Here is a 17,536-nt window from a genome sequence, read left to right on the forward strand (position 1 = left end):
CTCGGCCAGGATCTGGCGCTTGGTTTCCGACGTGTCGTCGTGGCTGGCGTAGATCACCCTCGCCACGTCGCAGTAATTACCGCTTGTCGCGCATCCACTTAGCAAGCCGAGCGTCAACAGCACTATCATCAAGACGGCTGACTTCATTTTCTATCTTCCGTGCTTTGGTTGCGGATTGCGCGTCGCGCGCGGTCTGAGCCGTTTTGCTGTCAGACCGGCCTTTGAGGTACGCGCTGACAAGGACGGCCAGCGCCGCAGCGATTGCCACGGCGTAGCCTGTAAGTTTGGAGCGAAGTGCTAGGAGTAACGTCATGCTTGCTCTCCTGTAAGAAGCAAGGATTTCGAACCGTCGCGTTCGCGGCGCATCAAATACCCGTCGCGTGTTTCGGTAATTCCTTGCGCCAGAGTTAGCCTCGCATGGGTCCAACGCTGTACCTTCCCGTCAATTGCGACTTCTGCAGTCTGCGCATCAGCATCGTAATCAATCACGATCTTCACGCCGCGACCCTCTTCAATTCGAGCCTGCCCGTATGCCACAGCCAGAAACCGCCACCGATGGCGACAAGCACAAGTGCGACAGTTAGAAATGCCCATGGGTTCGAAACGGCACCGATAAGGCCGGTCACGAACGTTCCGCCACCAGCTGCGACGATGGTCTGCACCGTCTTATCCTTGAGCAAAGGCACGTCGTCAGGCTTGGCGTCATCAGGAGCAGCGGCTTTCATTTCGCGCGCCGCAATCAGACTATCTAGGAAGTTGCGGTAATATCCGGCGATCAGCGTGGCCTTGTCGGTGCCGTTGACGATAGCTCGCGCACCTTCAGGATCTGCTTTGCCTTTCCCGAAAAATTCACTCAGCTTGCGCCCCGTGAACTTGCCTAGCGCCATGCCTTCAAAGAGGATGCGGATTGCCGTGGTAAGATCTAGTGCCTTCTCAGGTGCATCGGCAATGCCGAACTTCTTGTAATTGTCCTCGCCAGTGATCTGAGGAAGGCCTCGTCCGCGATATGTCCAGCCGTCGTTGACACTGTCGTTGCCCATGCGACCGCCGTAGACCTTATTGGCAAGTGCCTGTGGGCTCTTAACGTAAGGTTGGGCCGCTGCGATTGACGAAAAGCGCTTTGGCCAAGTCTTCCGAATTTGTGCAGCACTGGTGTAATTTAGATTCTCAACAACCGGCTGCATCTTGCCGCCTGTCTCATGAAAGACCGTTGCAAGGATGTACGCGATCTGCTCGTCGGGTAGATTACGGCGCTCGGCCTCGGCCACGATAGCAGAGGTGCCATCAACCTGAGCCTGGCTCAAACGGCCGCCAAAAGGCGCGCGCCTCGCATACGCGAAGAACGTTGTTTTGTTCATTTGATTGTCCTTGGAATTGTGCCGATCCAGCACGGACTTTCTTGAGGATTTTATTGGATGTGGGTTGCCGATCTAAAAGACAGGGCGCATTACCTCTCGATCTTCCCCAAGATTGAGGTAACTAAACAATGCTTATTAGATGGTCCGGATTCGGGATGATTTCGGTTTTTGTGCTGATTGCTGGTATGCTGGGTGCGACTTTTCTGTTGCGCCCACTTCTTATGCAAAGCATGGCGCTTCATCCTGCGGCTTATGTCGCCAACGGCATAGGTTTAATCGCTGGCGCCGCTGTGAATCTATTAGTCGCAGCTGTTTTCAAAAAGATTTCCGATGAACCACATCACAGCTTTATGGGCATTAGCATGCTGGGTTGGTCGCTGATTGGCGGTATCGCGGGCGTTGCTCTCGCGATATACGGATGGACAATGTAGTCCTGCCGCGTTGTGCGTCGGGCCATTGCCTTTTCCTAAGGCTGTGAGAATATTTACGTGCGCGCCGTCCCGAAGCCTCAACCCCGGTGCGCGGCCCCGGTTCAGCCCCCGCTGGCCGGGGTTTTCTTTGTCAACTGCCCCTGAACTTTTGCTTGTCGTTGGAGTTTAGGCGGTAGATGGATTAGCGGTCTCTGTAATCCGGACAAGGGTGATGCCAGCATTGATTGTAATTCAATGACCGGTCTGGCAAAATTACGTCACCCCAATAGGATTAGGATTCCGTTGAAGAGATACGTTTCGTTTTACACAAATAAGCTGCGCAACACTTTGACGTGTTCGCCCTCGACTATTGCCCTCGTCGGTAATAGCGAAACAGCAGCGGGCAAAGCGTCTGAGATTGATGCTCATGACTTTGTTGTACGCATTAACCGAGCCATGCATTACGGACGAACGGGTGTTAAGACCGATGCCCTAGCGATTATAAACTGGAGCAGTCCGGGATGCTGGATGAGTAACGGAGAAACACCCATCAATCCAGATGCGCTGGCGTCAGCAAAGACGATCTGGTTGCCAATGCCACCGGAAGAAATGGAATCCGTCAGAAATGATCAACCTGGGGACTTCCCTTGGCCAGGATATGTAGATTTCACTGCAGATGTAATTGATAAACTCGTAAATGGGCGCCCGTTTGTGAGATTTCCGCCTATGATTTGGCGCGACTTGACCGAAGGCTTACGACGACTAGGGGCCGAACATACAAAAGCTGCAAGCACAGGTGCGTTGATACTCGCTTACCTCGTGCGGGCATATCCTAAGTCCTCAATCAGTCTTTACGGATTTTCTTATGAAGGCTGGCCTGGTCACCCTTGGGAACAAGAAAAAAAATGGGCATCGTCTTGTTCCAATGTAATTTCCAGATAAACTTCAAAGATGTGGGCAACTGAACAGGGCGAACGTCTTAAACTTAACCTAGAGTTCAGAGTAGACTCGCAACAACGCATTCGCAGCAGCCCTTCTATCCAGTATATATTCATCTGAACTTATTATTAAGGTAAGCTAGCACTCGCCAAACGAGAGACGCTACTCTTCTTAGAGCAGAATATAGCCTCGGAAATCGATGTGCCCGAACTGAAATTGCGTTAACTAATCTTATAATCTTTCGATTTTCATAAGCGTGCAAACGCGCTAACAGATCACCAGATTCGCCTTGAGTTCTGCAAAGACGTTGTAGCTGAAGCGTTTCAAATCGAGATAATCCCGCACTGGTCTGGTACAGCCTTATCTCCCCTGGCCAATCCGAATATGTTCTAGCCATAGAATTCTTGCGCACACGGTAGAGACAAGTAACTTTTGGAATAATAGCAATGCGCAATCCGTTTGCTATAACATTGAGAAAAAAAGCCCAATCTTCGTATTTTGCTTTTGAGTTTGCGTTCCACCCGCCCATTCCCCGTGCGAAAGAAACTCTATAGCCCGAATTTGCATGACCTAGATCGTTTTTAGTCTGAGACGTAACGAAACCGTCGCCGATTGGACGATAGACGTATCGCCCCTTAGAGACCTGTTTGTTATAGTCAGTACCAGCATCGAAAGCTTCTAAATATGGAACTGCAGCTGCGGCTGACGGATCTCTTTCAAAGGCTTCAACAATAGTCTTCACCCAATCATTTAGAGGTACGTCATCAGAGTCAGCGTTCAATATTAAGTCTGTCTCACAAGCTGATAACGCTGTATTGCGAGCACCAGCCAGACCGCAATTGTACGCATGATCAATGATCCTGAAAGGTACTTTGAGGACTCGCTTGGTGACAGCCTCCATATCTTGGCGGCTCTTGTAGTTTGAAGCATCATTTACAATTATTACTTCAGACGGCCGAACTGATTGTTGGTTTATTGCCTTTAATAGGTCTTCAAACTCACTTATGTCCGTATTGTAAAACGGTATCATGATGGAAGCGGTTAAGCTGGCCAAGTCACTTTGATGACCATTAGCATATCTTATTTGGGCTGCATCAGCATTTGATCTTCTTAGATCAGCAGTTAGATCATCAATAATACTCGATTTTTTTGCGTTATTCAGGTCAACAAATTCTCGAATTTTATAACGGAGGGAGTCCGCATTGAGATCAACGAGGCAGTCCCGCCAGGCGTCGACTTTGAACATTTCAGGTATGCCACCGGCGTTTCCAGCAAGAAGCAGGCCCCCATTCGCCACGACATCGTAAACAGCTAGCGGGAAGTTATCTCCACGGTAAGGCTCAACAAATAGACTGTCACCTCTATTTTCTCTTATGTATCCAACCAGCTTGTTGAAATCGAAATCGGTGTGAATAGATACCTTAAAAGCCTTTCGAATTTCTGGCTCATTGTGGAAACCGCCTCTTGGTCCGCGACCAATCAAGACGACTTCTTCAATGCCTTTAGATTTTAGCTCTGTACAGAATGCTGAATCAAAGGACGAGCAAAATAAATCGAAACCTTTCATTGGTATCAACTTGCCAATAAAAACGATCCGCTTAACATTTGAATAATTCGCGTTGAAAACGTCAATGTTCGGATAGCGATAAGGGCACATCATAACCTTATCATTCGCGATATTAATGCCAGATTGTGCGTAAAAATTTCGCAGAAATACAGATGGAAATACTACAACATCCGATAGTTCAATCGAGATTTTCTCTTTTATCGCGAACATCTGAGAATCTTGGCCAAACCAATAATTACTAGCATTCTCGAGATAATGCTGATTACCGTGGCAATGCACCACTGTTGTTATTGAATCTGGTAAGATGCCGGCGTGTTTCGCCTGGGCAATCCGCATACCTATTCCGAGATACTCTTGAAAATGAATCTCTCTGAGATCGGGAAAAATGAAAAGAAACTGAAGCAGGGACTCGAGCAATAAGTCAGATGCACCAACATCGTCTATCTTAGAAGGATCGACTAAATCTGCAGCACTGAATACTGCGTCACCCTTTGCTATATTCTTCTTATCGAAGTCGAACGCCGCGAAAACTGCAGACCCAGGAGTTGACCGGTGCCAATCAGCTACGAAGGTTCCAATGCCTCCACTTGGCACTAAACCCGGGTACTCTGTTGTCAACATTAATGATGATACGTTCTGGTCTTGAATTCCGTACCGTGCTGCAATTTCTTTATATGCCACTGAATCAAATGAGCACTCCGCTAAAAGCGTGCTGGCCTTATCATCATGAACATTCGCGCGAATATTCGACATACTCTCAACGCAGAATCCAGATGCTAGCAGCAAGTTACGAAGCTCGGCATTAGTCCATTCGCGAACATGCGCGGGGTTTGCAGGCTTCGCGGATAATGATTGATACCCTAGCCGTGATCTATCAGGGGTTGATATGAAAGCCCTATTTTGTGTGTTACTTTCTAATATCAACCGAACAAATGCCAGTAACGGACGAGGGTCTGGCAAATGCTCTATTACGTCCGCACAAACAACCACGGTCGGAATACCATCTCGGAACCGTTTCGCCAGATCAATCACCTCATTCCACGAAGTCAAGTCGCATTCGATGTGGTTCGCAGCTGGATAATTTTCGATAGCAGCTGTAAGAGAACCAGCGAAATCAACGGCAAAGACTTCCAGGTCTAGCTCTGAAAAAAGACTCTTGAGTTTTAAGGCACTCCCACAACCAATATCAACGATACGTTTTGCAGTGGATTTATCTGAATACTTCTTGGCCGAATGATATGTATCGGGCTGCCAGACAATGTCTGAAGTTAAACCATCATTGAAAATGTCATTGATTAGACGAGCATTGGCATTTACACCAAAATTCCATTGTTTGCTTGCTGTATAAGCGTGAGAAACATTGAGATTATCGTATGGGCGAATCTCTAAATTGGCAGCGTCTGGCATTTCAAAATTGTGGTTTGTCACAGCTGTATCCTATAAGCTATTCAATGTGATGGTGATGCCCTCACGCAATCCGATGATTGGACGCCAGTTTAGTTCATTTCTGATTAGTGATATATCCAGAACGCTTTTCTTAACATCGAAACTTCGTTCTGGAAGAGTTTTTTTATTTAGACGACTTCTCGTCGCATCTTCTACTAGTGATATTATTTCGCTGACACTTCTGCCTTCTCCACTCCCAATGTTGAAAATCTTGTGCTCCCCAGCATAAGGTATAGCAGCCGACATCGCCTTCACCGCGTCAGAAACAAAGATATAATCTCTCTGAGTGCCTCCATCTCCATAAACGTCGAGCGTGGCCCCAGATTTAATTGCGTTAACTACCGCCGCGATTAGCCCAACTCCTTTTTCAGTCGATTGAAACGGGCCATAGGGATTAGAAAGACGAAGAATAGTGTAATCAAGGTTTTTCGCAGTAGCAAAAACACGAAAGTAATTTTCTAGCAGAAGTTTGTGAGCGCCATAAGCACTCATGGGGATAGTAGGATCATTTTCTCTCGAAGCTACAACTCCGTTATTTCCATAAACGGTTCCACCGGAACTTAGAAAAAGAACTTTTTTAATAGAAGAACCGGCGCAAGCCTCAAGAAAAGACAATGTCGGCAAGACTGTGCGTTTGATATCTCCGGTTATATCCGAGTTAACATTTGGAGGATTTGTTCCGTGTATGAGATGAAAGATGTAATCTTGTCCCATGACTACATGTTGTACGATTCTTGCATCGGAAAAGTCACCACTGATGTACCGGATTCTGTTATCCGCGTGCTTAGGCTCCGATCTGCCGAACACACTCACCTCGTACCCATCCCGTAAGAGTTGTGAACACAGATGGGTCCCGATAAATCCAGCCCCTCCCAACACCAAAACACGTGCGTTTGACAAGATATCAATCTCCTGCTTCTACTAAAATTCCGTAGAATATAGGAACAACACTGTCAAACCATAGTGAAAATCTCTGTCAATTCAGTAGATTGAGCAAAGGGTTGATACAACGGCTTTCACGCTAGGCAGCCAGCAACTCAGCCGCTCTTTCTTCACCGAATAGCTGTGTCGCCAACTGTTCAAGCAGCGGCCAAAGCTCGTGATCTGATCGGAAGGTCTGTGCTGCGCGGAAGATATTTCGCGAACGTGGATCTTGCGCCTCCATCGCCGCTTCAATCTGGGCAGCTTCAGTTGCTGTGGTGCGCTCCCATAGGGTGACAGCTGGCAGGATTGTGACAGGCTCGGTGTGCGGCGGCGTGTACTCGACAATAAGCCCATCAACGTAACGTCTGTAAGACTGATTGTCGTAAAGATCTCGCCATATGTCCTCTGCAATCTCAATCGCATTGGCTGGAATGATGCTTGCTGGATCATCGTAAGCAGCGCTGTGATATGTTGCGGACAGTATGCCGTCGCTGTTGAAGACAACGTAGATTTTGTTTTCCAGAGCACCTTCGGCGCTTTCAACATTCTCCGTCGATTGTTCATCCATGATCAATATCCTATTGCAAGCCAGTCAAGCCTTCGAGCTTGACTGGCGTCTAACGCGCCCGTGGTTGGGTTTCTGAACCTCACCGCAAAACCACCTGTTGCAGGCCACACAGCTGACCGAACATATGACAAGATGGTCGTGATGTTGTAATCGCCATTCCAAGCAACAACTTTAAAGTTGTTTAAGTCAGTGTATGAGGTTGGAAGGCTTATAGATAAAACGCCAGCACTGTCCGTTGTTCCCGCTATGGTACCCATCTGCAATATCCAATTGTTGGGTAAGCGAAGCCAAGAACCACCATTAGCAAATCCCGATGCGGCACCCATTGTTGCAAACATGGCTGCACCCGTCGAACCGGCTAGCATGGAACGTGCAAGAGCGGTAAAAGGCGTTAGTCCAGCCGCAGCAGCACCTGTCAGATAGGGTAACTGATTTGCACTAGGCGTCCCGCTCAAATTTAGCAGTGCGATTGCAGCCGCGCCAAGGTCGCTCAACGCAAGATCGCCATTGGCATCAGTGCGCAGAAACTTGTTTGCTACGAGCGCCAATGTTTTAAGCGCGCCGTTCGCGTCCGTCTGTAGAATTTGACGTGCAGCTAGGGCTAGAGTTGTCAGATTTCCAGCGCCGTCGGTCTGCAAAATCTGACGGTTGCCTAGATCAATCGCAGCAAGCTTGCCAAGGCTTCCTTTGGGATCCTTCACGCCAAAACTTGAGGTCGGCTCCAGCACATACCCACCAGTCGAGTTACCGACTGGAACCTTACCTTCCTCAACGCCGATCTCAGCGAGGCTGGATAGGACACCGTTACCCAGTAGCTCGATGAGCGTTGTGGTTTGGGCGGTTACACGCGCACCATCTGGCAAGTAGCGTGCTCGATAAGGCGCATTGGTTAGGGACGTGCCAGTCCATGGTGCGGTCAATGTCAGCGACGTATTGCTATTCACACTGGCGATAACAGCCGTCAGGTTCTGGATTTGAAGCGTGTCGCCGGCTTTGAATGCGGCAGCCTGAAACATAGTGCCTGTGCCGGTAACAGTCGTAGACCCGTTGGCGAGCGTAATCGTTCCCGACACATAATCAGGTAAAACGGCCATAGATTTGCCTCCCCATGCAAAAGCACGGTCTGGTTAGTCAGATTGTTTGATTGAGACGTTCAGCGTTTCCAGACGAGCGATTTCAGATTTCCTGAACCGCTCAAATTCGTTCCGCTCTGGTTGTTGGTCTTTCTGACCTGATAGGTATTGTTTCCACGAACAGCACTGCTATCAATAGCCGCCGTGTTGATGGATACAGCTGTACTCTGACCAGTGGTGAGACCATAGCTGAACTGTCGAATGACAGCCCCTGTAGTGGTATTGATCAACCAGATCGTGGTTGTTGACTGTGTCGAACCACCGATAATGCTCAACGATGCATTGATGAACCAATCCAGCAAAATCGTGTTGCCTTGCGGACTGTTGATCACGAATGAGCTCAAGGTAACATCATTGGCTGAAGTGTTAATATTATACGATGTGTCAGTCGTCGCCGTCACAGCGTTGAAGTCTAGATTGCTTGTTCCCACAATCAGATTGTTGATCACAGCATTCTGAATTTGCGCCCACTCTATCGAGACATTAACGATCTTCGCCCAGTCCATGACGAAGCCTTCGCCATACATGACGTTGTTCTGAATGACGAAGGGGTGAAAAAACTCCGTGCCGTTCGTGAAAACAATCTGTGCAGCCATCAGCGCTATGCGAGCTTGTGTACTGTTGACGTCCAGAAAAAGCCCCGCGCTCTTCCAGTCGCCAACTGTCCCGCCCTCAACCTGCATACCGATACGAGAGTTCCAACCAGACGGCGCAACCGAGCTTGCCATTCTGAACGTCGCATTTGCGCTGACATTGTTCACAACAGTCGTCAAACTGGTGATTGCCGTTGCCTGAGCTTCGACCTCATCTTCAACGCCGTCAACTCTGGCCTGAAGAAGTTGAACGATGCTAGCGCCGGTATTATCCCAGAGCTGCGCATTGATCCGGATCAGTTGCTGCCCTATCGCGCTGTTTGGACCAGTTGCGACAAGGATGTCTTCTTGCCAGCTCGCCTGCGCATTGCTGAATGTGCTGGTGAGCTGACGGCTTAGGCGCTGGATATCTGAATAATTTGCATTGTGGTTGTCAGATGTCGTTGTTGCGAGTTCCTCAGCCTGACGGATGATTTCGCGCATCTGAGGACCAATCCAGCCCAGATAACCTTTCAGATCATCGTCAAGCCCCTCGTAATCAATTGGGTTCTGATCACCTTGAGCGTTGAGGGTGTGAACTTTGACAGATGCAGACCAAGCTACCGGCCTTGTCCCTGAAGCCACCCTCAGCCTTGTTCTGACCCACCAATCAGTAAGGCTCGTCAGACCGTTGACAATCTGAAAGACAGTTACGTCTTTCGTGACGAACGAGGAAAATACCTGTGACGGGTCATTGTCAGGCCAATATTGGATATCAACGCCTTCAACAGTGATGTCGTCAATCGCATCCCAGAACAGGCGAATGCCGGGATGTTCCTCTCCATTATCCCCTACAACCAGGTTAGGAATAGCAGCGAAGTTTTGCACCTCAGCAAGGTAATCCGGATTTCCATTCGGTGTCGGAACGGGCGGGTTTGTTGCATATGCCGTTGGATCAAAGATACCGTCGCCAACCTCCTGCCACGAAATGGAAACATCGCGAACGCTGTCGCTGCCCATTGCGCCAAGCGATTTAGAGTGAACCTGAAACTTGATCGTGCGGTTATAGCGGGCTGAAACCCACTGAACCCACTGGCCGACCTGCAGCCCGAGGAACTTTGGATGAACGGTGAAGTTGCCGTTCGCCTGATACCGTGAGGCACGGATAGCAATATCTGCCAGACGGTCGCCTACACGCGGATCAGTGACGGCGGTGTAATCCACCTTGGAAGCCAGCCGCTCGCGATCCTGAGCCAATGCAGCAGCATCAACACGTGTGGTGAGAGACGTGGTTTCATAGAACAAGTCTGGGCTGACATACGAAGCCGCAACAGTGTTTACGAGCTCAGTGCGAGTGCGCGTCAATGACAGCTGGAAAGACTTTTCCCATGCGATGTCATTATCAGTGATTGTCGCAACCACTGCTTGATTAGCGCCTACGATTGGATATTCACCTGTAACGCCTTCAATCCAAGAGCCTGCACAAGCCTCGCGCAATGGCGTCATGTTGGTTTCGTGCGTAACCCCGTCACCAGATGAAGCAATCAATGCCGCTGCATAACGCTTGCTACCGTCGGGCATGACTTCATCGCAGATATTCATCGCGGTGAACCATTCAGACAAAGGCAAACGGCTCTGCGCAACGCCTCGGCCAACGATCTTTTCCGTGCCGTTGTAGATGCCTAGTTCAAGATTATACATCATGACAGCGGGATTATCGGAGAACGCCCAAGTATCCTGATTGTTTCTGCGCTGAGTTCCGGACCCGCCGACACTCGTGTCAAAGCGCGGATCATACAATGGAGCGCCACGAACCTCGAACATAAGGCTCGGCGGCGAAGTCAGATTGTCTGCCTCCATGCGTGACGTGACCACCACGTAGCAAATACCGGCTCCACGATGATCTGAGGTCCAGCGGCCGGGCGGATTGGCATCGGCAATTAGATTATAATCAGCGGCCTGATCCATCTTCCCCTGATAGAAACGAACCCAGACTTCGCCGCCTTCGTGGACGCCGAGCACTTTCCTGCCATATGCAATGTCGTCAGTGGTTAAGCTCTTCCACTCGCCATCCATCTGCACGCGCAAAAGCTCGGTGCATCGAAAGTCAGAAAGCTTGAACACGTCCTGCACCATCCGGTTGCCTTTACCGAACGCGTTGCGATAGACGTGATGCCCCATCGTGCCAAAGACGCCGAGACCAACCTCACGGACCAGATTTTCGCCGTACTTAGTTTCTGTGGCAGAGGCCGAGGACTTAGGCGTCTGCTGAAAGATTGACGTGAGCGCGTATTTTGCAGCGACCAGAAGGCCGCCAAGCACAATGTTTGCAAGAACGGTACCGCCGAACAGCCACGAGCCAAGGCCTACTAGCCCCGTTACAATAGAAACAGGGTCAGCCGCCGCAGGTGTTGCCAACAGCGCGAATAAAATCGCCAGAATGTAAAACATCAGGAAACCTTGAAGGCCCTCTCGGCCATTGTGCGTGGCAGGAAGCGCAAACCGTCCTCGCCTTTCACCGCGAAGCCGTATTCACAGAAGTAGCCAACAGTTTTCTCAAAAATGCCGACGTCACCGCGCTGTGCCATCGCAACAGGCGTTTCCTCGAAACGATCAGCCAGGACGGCACTTAAGCTGGCAAAGCCTCGCTGCTTTATTAGGCGATAAGCACCTGCACGGCTTTTATATTTGCCGCGTACATCAGAAGCAGGATCAGTGCCTGTAACCGCTTCAATTGCGTCGGATGTGGTGAGAAGACAATCGGACTTTCCCCAGACCAGGGGCGTGTTTATGTGCGCCTCCGTGACAGCCACGAGGCGTTTTTCCCATTCCGGATGTCGCATGGCGATCCTTACGGTGCTGTGATGTGGAAATTCTCTCGCTTCACCACTGAGGCGTATTCAAAGAACTTGTCGCCCGGTGAGATAAGCTGCTGATCCTCGTGAGACGCGGTTCGATAGCCGTCGCGGTGATTTTCCAGCGCAGACGTTTCCACGTTGGCTTTGAGAACCATTTCGCCGCCATCAATTTCATGATCGATGGTGTCTATAAAACCTCGATACATCGGCTCAACGTGCAGCAGCTCGCGTGTGTCGGGGTCGAAATAAGCGTCCGACAGAATGACAGTGCGACCTTTGTAATCGACGCTTTCAATCTGTGCGAGCTTATCAGGCGTCACGCCGTAATCCGCCGCTGTAGGCATGGTGATTGTGATCGGCAGAGCTTCAGCGCCCATCTGATAAGGCGGCTCTTCAATCGCAATCAGCTGGTTTGGAATGTACGTGTTGCCATTCCAAGTGAATTCGGAAGAGCCGTTCCACATATACCAAAAGCCGGTACCGAACTGGAATTCTCCGAGGGAGCGCACAACAATGCGCCCCTCTTCTAGCAATTGCTGTAGGCGGGTTGGGAAAGCCATTATTTAGGCACCTCGATCAGCTGGAAAGATGCAGTCGGGCGCGGACCTTTCGACATCTGAAAGCTGTCTTTCACTAGTCGGGTATTCATCTCAGGCTGTTTGAAACGAGCCGTTGCGCCGGTTGCAATATAAGAAGCAATCGGCTGATCCACCTTAACTGTGATTGTCGTGCTTACGGCCGTAGCACCACCGCCGTAGGCGACCTGCAAGAACTGGCGATAGTCGCCACTCTTGAGTGAGAACATATCGCCGTCCATCAACTGTAAACCGGGAACAACGCCGGTCAGCTGCACTGTGTAGCCACCAGTCACCGTCCCACGTGACGCCGTTCCAGTAATGTGTGTGTTGTTCGGATCACCCCAATACGCACGCGGAATACAGATGTGCTTTGGTCGGTAAACAATCGTTTCCATGCCGCCCTTGGCAGCAGCAATGAACGCCTGAAGCTGGACAGCCTCGCTGGCCTTCATCGGCAAAGTTTCCATGTCCACAGTGCGATATGGATCAACGAATTCAACCGTCGACAGCACCCGACCGCCAAACTTCGTCTGACTGGTCGGATTATTAAGCATAGGGTAAGACGGCACAAAGCGGACGGTTGAGAGAAGATCGATCATCGCACTAACCCCCGCCTCGATGCCTGTTTGCTGTCCCGCGCAAAGCGCAACGGGCCTGACTTGTCGTATGCTTTGACAGTGCGCGAACTTGTGCTTTGAGACACATTCTCAACATACGAATGGAAGTTGCCGTCATTCTCGAACCGGGTCACAACATCCACACGCATTGGGCCGGCGGCTCCCGCTCTTTGTGGAGCACTGAGTGTCGGCATTGAGGGGGCTTTCAATGAAGCGATGCCGCCACTAGCTAGTGACAGCGCGCGGCCTCGGTTGATCGCCTCAAGAATAGCTCGGTTCTGCTTGGTCGCTTTGGCATTAACGACGAACTCACCGTCAGAGAGGCGCGCTGGAATGCTGTCGGTGCGCGGGCCACCAGGGCCACGGATCAAGCCGCCCGTCGCCGCTTTAACGACACCGCCGTCTTTCTTGCCGACAATCCCAGAAACCAACCCACCAAAGATGCTACCTGATTGACCAAAAATGCCGTCAAAGAGGGATTGAGACACAATCTCGAGAAGCTTATCGAGAACTTTCCCCAAAGCATCTGCAAATGTCTCAGCTGCCGATTTTCCCGCTATCAAGTCACTGACAACACCGCCAATCGCATCCCTCTCAGTATCACGCCACTCCTGCGCAGTTTGCTGTATTCTGCCATTTGCCTCATTGAACTTATTGGCTTCGGCGGTTGCGAGAGCCCACTGTTGGGCAGTTTGCGCAATCTGCGAACGGAGTTCAGGAGTGATGGCAATGCCAGCCTTTTGAGCCGCATTGAGTAACTCTTGTTCGGTGCGTGCTTTCTCTGCTGCAAAACCGTAATCGTCGATCAACGGGTTAATCTGGCGAAGTGCCTCTGTTTCAGCGACAAGTGCAGCTGTGCGGTCGTTAGCGTCCTGAACCGTCGTGTCGAATTTTTCAGCCGGTGTTTTTTTCTCTTTCTTCGGCTTCTTGCCTTCGGCAGTTCGACTTTCCTGTGCAGCAAGATTGGCTTTCGCGATGCGGTTAATCGCATCCTCTTCGAGAGCTATGCCGTCTCTAGTGGCTGCGTCGCGAACTTTCTTGCGCTCCATTTCGAGCGCGTGTTCCTTTTTGCTGAGCGCCGCCAACCTCAACTGATCGCGTTCATACTCATTCGCAGCTTGGCGCTGCATGATGTATGGATCTTTCGCTGAACGGGTTGAACGATCTTCGATGACCGTACGCGCGCCAGTTACCGCGGCCAGGTCGGCTGCAGCGCCACGAGCGGCAGTTGACACCATTGCAAGCCGATCGAGGATCGGGCCAATTGCGTCCGCAACTTCCTGAAAGTTGTAGTCAGCGTTCGCCATAGCGAACAACGATTGCTTGGCATCTTCGGCAGATACCGTTCCTTCATTTACCCCATCACGAAGGCGAGCCAGCTCGGAGTATTGCTGCTCAGTAATAAGGCTCATTGACGACACTTGAGCAAACGAGGCCAGCATGTTCACTGCAGCTTCTCGGGCATCATCAAGCGCAACAACCGAAGCCTCAACTTCTTTGCTCAGCGAGTTCTGGGTATACGCGTCGTTCTGTCGGCCAGCCTGTTCAACGGCATTCCCCGATGATTTGGCAGCCTCCTCAACCTTCTTTAGTCGCTCGGCAAAGAGTGTTGCTCCTTGGCTCGATTCACCGACAGTTGAATTGTAGAGAATAAGCGACGAAACAACCGCGCCACCGATGACCATGCCTACAGGGCCGGCAGCGGCACCAAGGCCACCGAAGGCTGTAGCCAGACCGCCCATTGTGCTTGCTGCAGCCAGAGCTTGCCTAAACTGGCCAAGAGCCACGCCAGCGGTTCCGAGCGTCCGGATCATGCCAAGGAGCGACCTACCAACCAAGGCACCCGCAATCACGGCGGCAACCTGCAAAGCGCCGTCAGCAACCTTGTCAAAGTTGTCGGCAATCATCACGAGCGCTTCGGAAATCTTCGCAGATACGCCAGCTGCGCTGTCAGCATTGCCCACGTACTGGAGCAAGGCATTGTTTAGAAGTGTAAAGCCGTCGCCGATCGTGGCGGGCATGTCCGCAGCTTCCTGGCGCAGCGTTTCCATCTGGCTCGATAGGCCGCGAACAATGTCGTTGCCCGTGATCTTGCCCTGTGAACCAAGCTTGCGCAGACCGCCCACTGTCGTATCAAGACCAGCTGCCAGCGCTTCCGCGACACGACCGCCTGATTCAATGACTGTATTGAGGTTGTCACCCTGCAATTTGCCGGTAGCCATAGCTTTCGCGAGCGCATCAATAACTCGTGCAGCGCGATCTCCCTTGGCTCCTGACACAACGAGAGCGTTGTTCAATGCCTCGGTATAGTTCAGCGATTCATCAGTATTGTAACCGAGCTCACGAAGAGCCGTGGCATTAGAAAGATAGCTTTCAGCAGTCTGTGAAAGATCGGAATACGTACGGCGCGCCATCTCGCCAAGACGGCCCATCACCTCCGTGCCCTTATCGATCGAACCTGCGGCAAGGTTGACGCGGGACGTCATATCCGTCCACGTATCAGTCATCTTGCGAAGCTGATCGACACCTAGAGCGGCGCCAATCCCGGCAAGCGGTGCAGTAAGGCCACTAAACGAGCGCGTGAAAATGCTATCCAGATTCTTGTTCATCTGGCGGGCGCGTCGTTCAATCGCATTAAATTGGCGATTGGAAACATCGTTGGCGCGGGCCAGGCTTTTTTCAAATGACTTGAAGTCAGCAGAAAGCTGAACAACCAGACTTTCGAGGTCGGTTCTTGCCATACTCAACGATGTCCTGATAAGAAAAAAGCTCGCAGTCACGCGAGCTTGGGGATGTGGATGAAAGTATTGGTCGGCGCGGCCTGCATCGCGGTTATCGCGTTCGTCGGGTACTATTTTTGGAATGAGTACCGGACAGCAGAAATGCTGAAGAGGCAGGCGTTTGCCACCGATTGCGGGAAAATTACGAGCAACAGTCCGACGTTCGACGAGGCTTACACCAAAGCGATCCCACAGGCAGAACACGTAAATCGTCTAAGGAAATGTCTCGATTTCTACGAGAGTGGGAAGATGCCGTAATAAGCTGGCATCACCCAGCCTTAATCCAATCCCACAGATCGTCTTTCTCGGACTCTGACAGCTTACCGGGCTCGTCTGGCGTATTCGCTTTGATGTAACCATCAAGCGCAGCCATGTATTGCCACATCGACATTTTCCCAACGTCTTGCGGCGTAAACCCTAGAACTGCACCGTTTCCGTAGATTGCGGCAAATCTGATCTTTCCATTGGGGAGGCTGTCGAGTTGTTCCCCTCCTGACTTGCCGCCCCCGGCTCCCCCACTGGCTCGTCAGGCGCTCCCTGAAGGGCGGTTTGCAAAATAGCTATCGCAAATAAGAGATTCTCAGCCAAATCAGACACACGCTCTTTGACGTATCTCTGAACCAGCTTTGTGGCTTCAGGCGGCTTCAAACCGCCGCCGATGAGCCCCTGCCTGATAACATCAGCAATCTCACCAGACCGGCATTGCTTGTTGTGAAGCCGCTCAAGAATAACCCAGGGGCCCGCATCGCAGGCCTCCTGAAGTGCTTCGAGTTCGCTCCACCCAAGGCGGAAGGTGTAATCATCATCCGCCCAGGTTAGCTCGAGAGACGCGTCACGGCTCATTATGGTGTAGCCGGGGTAGAGGTACGAACCATAACACCGTCAGACTGCAAGCTGACATTCAGCGTCGCGCGCTGGCCGTTGGTTGCGCCCGCCTCAATACTTTCAACATGCATGAAGCCGGTCCAAGTAATAGTTTTTGCAGGAAATTCCCACTCTACCTTAACTGGAATGGATTCTAGGCTGTCGACTGCATCTAGCCAAACATCGACGCTTTCAGCGGCCAGTACGCCTTCACCACTGATACTCATCGAAAGGCTGGTTGCATCGCGCCCAACCCAATCGACCTTATCAGGATCGGTACAGTCAGGAACATTGACCTCTTCGAGGCCCTTGTTGATTGTAATAGACCGTTGCGTGAAGCCGCATGGGTTTTCGTAGACAATTGGGTCGGCATCGTTGCCGATAAGGACGCGGAATTTGCCGCCCTTGATAGTCGTTGCTTGAGCCAATGCGGCCTCCAACAAAAAAGGCCGCCTATGGCGACCTTAAAAGAAAATGAGTGGTGAGATCCGGCTGTGCGGGCTACGGCGTCTCAATGACTGCCGTGTATTGGATCGAAGCCTGATTGATGCCGGGAGCGCGGATATAGTCGGTGCGCCAAGGATCGAAGGTGACGAGAGCGTTTACCGTGAGCGGCGGTTCCCATCGTTTAAGCGCTTTGTTGACAGCGTCAGCAATTTGCCGAACCTGTTTCTGACTTGGCAGAGACGACCAGCAATTAATTTGGAAAGTAACGTCAACCGCATCAACGCAATCGGCACTGTCATCAGAAGATGAAGCGCTGCCGAATGAAACATATGGATAGGTCGCGGCCGGTATATTGCCATTAGGATCGGCGGGAGGATTATCATAGACTTTGTCAGCGCCGATTAGCGCTGTCAGCGCAGCATTCTGCGATAACCGCGCATAGATCGCAGTTTGAAGTTCCCATACGGGGTCCATC

The 17,536-nt window shown here is 51.1% G+C and carries 18 protein-coding genes; 3 read left to right on the forward strand and 15 right to left on the reverse strand.

Translation table 11 applies throughout. The annotated features are described in order from the left end of the window. Positions 1–76 precede the first annotated feature (76 nt). From KMS41_16350 to KMS41_16360, 3 genes are read right to left on the reverse strand one after another with little or no spacing between them, the layout of a single operon-like run. Positions 77–313, reverse strand: a complete 237-nt coding sequence (locus tag KMS41_16350; GenBank protein ID QWK79076.1) for a hypothetical protein — start codon at positions 311–313, stop codon at positions 77–79. Continuing rightward, complete coding sequence (locus tag KMS41_16355) at positions 310–498, reverse strand: hypothetical protein (protein QWK79077.1); 189 nt, start codon at positions 496–498, stop codon at positions 310–312. Before KMS41_16355 ends, KMS41_16350 begins: the two co-directional genes overlap by 4 nt. Continuing rightward, entirely contained in the window at positions 495–1,358 is an 864-nt protein-coding gene (locus KMS41_16360; protein ID QWK79078.1) for a chitinase, read from the reverse strand. Before KMS41_16360 ends, KMS41_16355 begins: the two co-directional genes overlap by 4 nt. Positions 1,359–1,513: 155 nt before the next feature. Between KMS41_16360 and KMS41_16365 the strand changes: the two genes are divergently transcribed. Then, positions 1,514–1,789: a hypothetical protein gene (locus KMS41_16365; protein ID QWK79079.1), complete on the forward strand. Its 276-nt coding sequence runs from the start codon at positions 1,514–1,516 to the stop codon at positions 1,787–1,789. 234 nt (positions 1,790–2,023) lie between these two features. Beyond that, positions 2,024–2,710, forward strand: a complete 687-nt coding sequence (locus tag KMS41_16370) for a glycosyltransferase family 29 protein (protein QWK79080.1) — start codon at positions 2,024–2,026, stop codon at positions 2,708–2,710. A gap of 109 nt (positions 2,711–2,819) precedes the next feature. Here the strand turns inward: KMS41_16370 and KMS41_16375 are convergent, their stop codons facing one another. The 9 genes from KMS41_16375 to KMS41_16415 all read right to left on the reverse strand — a co-directional run bounded on the left by KMS41_16375 (position 2,820) and on the right by KMS41_16415 (position 15,711). Continuing rightward, positions 2,820–5,702, reverse strand: a complete 2,883-nt coding sequence (locus tag KMS41_16375) for a glycosyltransferase (protein ID QWK79081.1) — start codon at positions 5,700–5,702, stop codon at positions 2,820–2,822. Between the two features lie 9 nt (positions 5,703–5,711). Next, a complete protein-coding gene (locus tag KMS41_16380) occupies positions 5,712–6,620 on the reverse strand; it encodes an NAD-dependent epimerase/dehydratase family protein (protein ID QWK79082.1) in 909 nt (302 codons plus the stop codon). 121 nt (positions 6,621–6,741) lie between these two features. Beyond that, a complete protein-coding gene (locus tag KMS41_16385) occupies positions 6,742–7,212 on the reverse strand; it encodes a hypothetical protein (GenBank protein QWK79083.1) in 471 nt (156 codons plus the stop codon). A 2-nt stretch (positions 7,213–7,214) separates the two neighbouring features. Further along, entirely contained in the window at positions 7,215–8,306 is a 1,092-nt protein-coding gene (locus KMS41_16390; GenBank protein QWK79084.1) for a hypothetical protein, read from the reverse strand. Between the two features lie 59 nt (positions 8,307–8,365). Beyond that, positions 8,366–11,368: a phage tail protein gene (locus tag KMS41_16395; GenBank protein QWK79085.1), complete on the reverse strand. Its 3,003-nt coding sequence runs from the start codon at positions 11,366–11,368 to the stop codon at positions 8,366–8,368. Further along, positions 11,368–11,760 (reverse strand): hypothetical protein, encoded by a 393-nt coding sequence (locus KMS41_16400; protein ID QWK79086.1) that lies wholly within the window; start codon positions 11,758–11,760, stop codon positions 11,368–11,370. Before KMS41_16400 ends, KMS41_16395 begins: the two co-directional genes overlap by 1 nt. 8 nt (positions 11,761–11,768) lie before the next feature. Then, positions 11,769–12,335 (reverse strand): hypothetical protein, encoded by a 567-nt coding sequence (locus tag KMS41_16405; GenBank protein QWK79087.1) that lies wholly within the window; start codon positions 12,333–12,335, stop codon positions 11,769–11,771. Next, complete coding sequence (locus KMS41_16410; protein ID QWK79088.1) at positions 12,335–12,952, reverse strand: hypothetical protein; 618 nt, start codon at positions 12,950–12,952, stop codon at positions 12,335–12,337. Before KMS41_16410 ends, KMS41_16405 begins: the two co-directional genes overlap by 1 nt. After that, entirely contained in the window at positions 12,949–15,711 is a 2,763-nt protein-coding gene (locus tag KMS41_16415; GenBank protein ID QWK79089.1) for a tape measure protein, read from the reverse strand. Before KMS41_16415 ends, KMS41_16410 begins: the two co-directional genes overlap by 4 nt. Before the next feature lie 57 nt (positions 15,712–15,768). Between KMS41_16415 and KMS41_16420 the strand changes: the two genes are divergently transcribed. Then, positions 15,769–16,008: a hypothetical protein gene (locus KMS41_16420; GenBank protein ID QWK79090.1), complete on the forward strand. Its 240-nt coding sequence runs from the start codon at positions 15,769–15,771 to the stop codon at positions 16,006–16,008. A 159-nt stretch (positions 16,009–16,167) separates the two neighbouring features. Here KMS41_16420 and KMS41_16425 read toward each other — a convergent pair whose 3' ends face one another. The 3 genes from KMS41_16425 to KMS41_16435 form a co-directional block, all read right to left on the reverse strand. Further along, the gene (locus tag KMS41_16425; GenBank protein ID QWK79091.1) at positions 16,168–16,593 is read right to left on the reverse strand and encodes a gene transfer agent family protein; all 426 of its coding nucleotides are present in this window, start codon (positions 16,591–16,593) and stop codon (positions 16,168–16,170) included. Further along, positions 16,593–17,042, reverse strand: a complete 450-nt coding sequence (locus tag KMS41_16430) for a phage tail protein (GenBank protein QWK79092.1) — start codon at positions 17,040–17,042, stop codon at positions 16,593–16,595. Before KMS41_16430 ends, KMS41_16425 begins: the two co-directional genes overlap by 1 nt. Before the next feature lie 73 nt (positions 17,043–17,115). After that, positions 17,116–17,535, reverse strand: coding sequence for a DUF3168 domain-containing protein (locus tag KMS41_16435; protein ID QWK79093.1), 420 nt, complete (start codon positions 17,533–17,535; stop codon positions 17,116–17,118). Between the last annotated feature and the right edge of the window lies 1 nt (position 17,536).

Origin of the sequence: Ochrobactrum sp. BTU1, assembly GCA_018798825.1 — a bacterium.
Classification (GTDB): domain Bacteria; phylum Pseudomonadota; class Alphaproteobacteria; order Rhizobiales; family Rhizobiaceae; genus Brucella.